This window comes from Cupriavidus neocaledonicus, assembly GCF_000372525.1.
GTDB classification, from domain to species: domain Bacteria; phylum Pseudomonadota; class Gammaproteobacteria; order Burkholderiales; family Burkholderiaceae; genus Cupriavidus; species Cupriavidus neocaledonicus.
Genome location: NZ_AQUR01000031.1, coordinates 1 through 4,397, shown reverse-complemented (window position 1 = coordinate 4,397; position 4,397 = coordinate 1). Strand labels below are relative to the sequence as shown.

Genomic DNA, 4,397 nt, shown 5'->3' with positions numbered 1-4,397 from the left:
ACAGGGCTTCGGGTGGGTCAAGACCGTGGGGCGCATGCGTCAGGTGATGGTGCGCGGTCTGAAGAAAGTCGATCAGATGTTTGTGCTGAGCATGGCCGCCTACCACCTCGTGCGCATGCGCTCGCTGGGACAAATCCGTNCGCAGTTGCAGTAATCGCGCTAATGAGGCCGGAATGGGCGCCAAAANGCGGAAAAAGCCGAGGCAGTGACGTCCGGCTTCCGGATTGTGAAAAACAGCGCTCCCCGCCTTGCGGGGAAAAACTCATCGCTAGCGCGATGAGTACTTCAGCAGCCTGCTAGAGGCATCAACCTGATACCTCGCATGCGCAATATCAAGAACCTTGTGCTGTACAAGGCGGACCGACGACGCCGATACGACCATATCGAGCGCCTGTGCCGCCGGTCCATCGACTGGGACCTGATCCAACGACACTACCCCGACATGATGCGGGTTGCCGTCTCGATCAAGGCCGGCAAGATGCCGCCGTCGACCATCCTGCGCCGGCTGGGTTCGGAGAGTACGAAGAATAAGCTATACTTTGCGTTCCGGGAGCTGGGCCGCGTCATCCGCACGGTGTTCTTGCTGAAGTACCTGGACGACCCGGAACTCCGTCGCACCATTCATGCCGCAACGAACAAGAGCGAATAGTTCAATGGATTTGCGCAGTGGTTGATGGAGACCGCGCCAAAACGGGGGCAGACGACCGGACCCCGGACCGCTGCCGAGCAACTTTGCTCGCTGGCCGCATAATCCTAGCACCCCCGCGACTCCCGGCTGGCACTACCTCCTTATCGCGACAACCTTCTCCCCTCGGTGTGTTAGCTCAGTCCTCAGCCGAGAGGATCGTCCCAGTTCTAGGGTTGTTGTCAAGCCGCGCCCAGCCAGGACAGCTCTGTCCGTTGCATGGCTTGCCATCGCTGCGCCAGATGGCTCCATCGTCATGCAACTGGTACAGCACACCAGCTGCACCTGCAATCGTTTGCGCGTGTCCATTATTGTCCATCAGCCGCCATCCAGGACACGATTGAACTGCGCATTTCTGGCCGGTGGACTCTCAGATTCGCCCATCGTCGTGACGCTGATACAACTCGCGCCCCCCTGCAATGATGTCGACCGTGCGCGGGTCATTGTCCATCATTTGCCATCCTGGGCACGACGGCCCGGAACACCGTACGCCGGTGTGCGTCCAGATCCGACCATTGTCGTGCAGCTGATGCAGCAGTCCGCCAGCCGCGACGAGCTTTCTGGTTTGCGGGTTGTTGTCGAGCATGATCCAACCGGGACAAGACTCGCCCGTGCAGTTGACGCCGGTCCAACGCCAAATCCGACCGTTGTCGTGCAGTTGGTACAGCTGCCCACCACCCGCCACAATGTCGCGCGTAGCCGAATTCTGATCGAGACGCACCCAGCCGGGACAGCTCTCGCCGCTGCAGGCCTGGCCAGTGAAGCGCCACACCTGTCCGTTGCTGTGCAACTGGAAGAGCTGGCCCGCAGACGAGACGATCTTGGTCGTGCTCGGGTTGTTGTCGAGCAACTCCCAGCCAAGACAAATGTCATCAGTGCAGGGTCGGCCGATCGATCGCCAGATGCGGTCGTCGCGGTGCAGCTGATACAACCTGCCACCGCTCGCGGCAAGTGCCTTCGTGTTCGGATTGTTGTCAAGCCGTTGCCATGACGGACAAGACTCACCGGTGCAAGCCCCGCCGATTGACTGCCATATCGCGCCGTCGTTATGCAGTTGGAACAGTTTGGGCGCATGGAGTTGATACAGCAGGGCGTTCTCGCCATCTGCTGCCGCCACCAGCTTTGTACGCGGGTTGTTGTCCAGCATGTCCCAGCCTCGACAAGCTTCGCCGGCGCAAGGCGAGCCGGTGAACCTCCAGACGCGTCCGTCATGGTGCATCTGGTAGACACCGCCTGCAATAGCGGTGGAATGGAGGTTGTTGTCCATCCTCACCCAGCCCGGGCAATTTTGACCGGAGCATGCGGCGCCGTTCGAGCGCCAGATCCATCCGTTGCGGTGCCGCTGGAACAGGCCACCTGCGTTGGCACTGAAGTCGACCGTGGCGGGGTTGTTGTCAAGCTGCACCCAGCCCGGACAACTCTGGCCAGCACAGGCTTGGCCCGTCGAACGCCAGATCCGGCCGTTGAAATGCATCTGATACAGCATACCGTCCGCGGTCCGGATGGCCACGGTGGCCGGGTTGTTGTCGAGCATGCGCCAGTGCGGGCAACTGTCACCTCTGCACGGACTGCCGGTCCATTCCCAGATGCGGCCGTCCCGGTGGAGCTGGTAGAGCTTGTTGCCGTTGGCGGCGATGGCTACAGTGGCCGGGTTGTTGTCCAGCCGCTGCCAGCCCGGACAGTTTTCTCCCGAGCACGCGACGCCAGTAGATCGCCAGATCCGGCCATCGTTGTGCAGTTGATAGAGATCCGCGCCACCGGCCGCGATCGCCACCGTCTTCGGGTTATTATCGAACATCTGCCAGCCGGGGCAGCTGTCGACGTTGCAAGGTGTTCCGTTCGAGCGCCAGATGCGGCCATCGAGGTGCAACTGGTAGAGACGCTCGCCGCCAGCGGCGATCTGCACGGTGCGGATGTTGTTATCCAGCATCTGCCATCCGGGGCAGCTGTCGCCGACGCAGGGGGCTCCGGTCGAGCGCCAGATTGCGCCCGCCCAACGGCTCTCGATGTCCACGCCCACCCGCCAGACGCCGCGGCCGCGCGCGCCGACATAGACATTCATCCGTTCATTACCTAGCGATTCAAAGTGCGCAAACAGCGGCCGGGAAATGTGTGGGCGCAGCGTCGAGTTGCTGACTGGATCGGTAAGTGGCGTCCAACTCGTTCCCCCATTTGCGCTCAGGTACAGGCCCGAGTCTTGCCCACCAATGAGGATCACGCTGCGGTTGCGCGGGTTGATCGCAACCAGCGAGGCCTGCGGATAGCCATTACCGGTACCGAACGCACCAAACCCCTGCTGGACGCGGGCCAGGAATGCGCCGTTGCCCGTCAGCAGTGTGTCGATGCCGGGAACGACTGCCCAATTGGCGCCACCGTCGATCGTGCGCACCATCGAGGGTGAGGCCCCCGAAAGGTCGTTGGCGATGATGTGGTTGAAGTCGGAACGGTCGACCCCGAACGCACCGAACTGACTATTGCCATTGCGGGCCACCTGCACCCAGGCGCCGATCGAAGTCGCACCTTCGTGTCGCCAGAGCGACCCCGTGCCGCCCAGGTTGCACGCTCCGATGCCCGCGCGCAGGTAGAACACCGAGGTGCCATCGTTGCGCCTGGACACGTTGATGCCGCAGGCGTTGGCTGGCGCGCCCGTGCCCAGCGTGCGCCAGGTCACCGTATTGCTCGAGATGTTGGAGGTGAAAAAAACACCGCTGCTGGTGACCACCGCATAGCTGTTGCTGGCGTAGTTCACCAGGGATCGGTTGTCCTTGAATCCTGTGAGGCTGCCGGCCGGATAGGTTTGGATTTCAGTGCCGCTGCTCATCGCGTCGCCGTCGAGGAACATGCGCGTGGCGGGCGCCACGTTGAAGCGACAGACGGTGTAGACCACCCGACCGGCTTCGGCTTCTACATCAAAGACATCGCAACATGTCGGGCTGTTCCAGTCCCGCGTCGCTTTTCCGCCGTCGCGCGTGCCAAAGCCACCAGAGTCCTGCTGGCCGATGTAGACGCCTTTCTCGCCCTGCGCTGCGCGTTCATTGCCGGCCATCGACCAGAGCCATAGCGCGGTGACGGTCGTCGTTTGCTGCTGCCAGCGCGGGTCGTGGCAGTCTGCCCCCGTGCGCTGGTTGAAGTAGATGCCGCCGTCGTTGGAGAACAGGGCGGGGCACGCGTTGAGGCCGCTGGCCGTATTGAAGGCAATGTCACCAACGTCCCAGTGCGCCCCGGTCTGCGCGGCTGCCCACGCCGAACTGGCGGGACAACGAGCCGCCGTCGACGCTGTGTTCGTTGGCGTCGCGCAGGCCGCTCGATAGAGTTGAGTGTCTCCGAACCACAGATCGAAAGCGCGCCCGTCGCGATCGTTCACCTTCACGAACGGGATGCGCCCCTGGGGGCCGGGGTTGGAGAATTGTGTGGGCCAGGTTAGATAGCGTCAAGCAGGACGGCCGGTCCAGCGACAATCATTTTGGCCGGTTGGCCGGGATGATTGTCGGTGAGTGTTAGGTCATGGTTGTCGCTCCGTTATCGATGTCGCGGTGATTGTCGTTGTCGCTGGATGATTGTCGTCGGCGAGCAGACTGCTTGTCGCTTGCGGTGCGCCGACGGTAGCTTTCGACGTTCATTTCAAAGATCGTCGAATGGTGGACGAGTCGGTCAATCGCGGCGATGGTCATGCCGGGGTCAGGGAACACGTTGTCCCAGCCTGAGAACGGCT

Annotated in this window: 2 protein-coding genes and 2 pseudogenes; 2 read left to right on the top strand and 2 right to left on the bottom strand. The window is 62.1% G+C overall.

Annotated elements, in window-relative coordinates:
• A pseudogene (locus tag A3AG_RS33770) lies at positions 1-154 on the top strand (IS5/IS1182 family transposase); the annotation flags it as partial.
• 147 nt (positions 155-301) lie between these two features.
• Positions 302-646: pseudogene (locus tag A3AG_RS0100335) on the top strand (Tn3 family transposase); the annotation flags it as partial.
• A gap of 409 nt (positions 647-1,055) precedes the next feature.
• Here A3AG_RS0100335 and A3AG_RS0100330 read toward each other — a convergent pair.
• Together A3AG_RS0100330 and A3AG_RS30975 are read right to left on the bottom strand one after the other, a co-directional pair.
• Positions 1,056-4,055 carry a beta propeller repeat protein gene (locus A3AG_RS0100330; RefSeq protein ID WP_012354652.1) on the bottom strand — a complete coding sequence of 1,000 codons (3,000 nt, stop codon included), beginning with the start codon at positions 4,053-4,055 and terminating at the stop codon, positions 1,056-1,058.
• A 127-nt stretch (positions 4,056-4,182) separates the two neighbouring features.
• On the bottom strand, positions 4,183-4,397 hold a 215-nt coding region (locus A3AG_RS30975), incomplete at its 5' end, for an ATP-binding protein (RefSeq protein WP_018003667.1).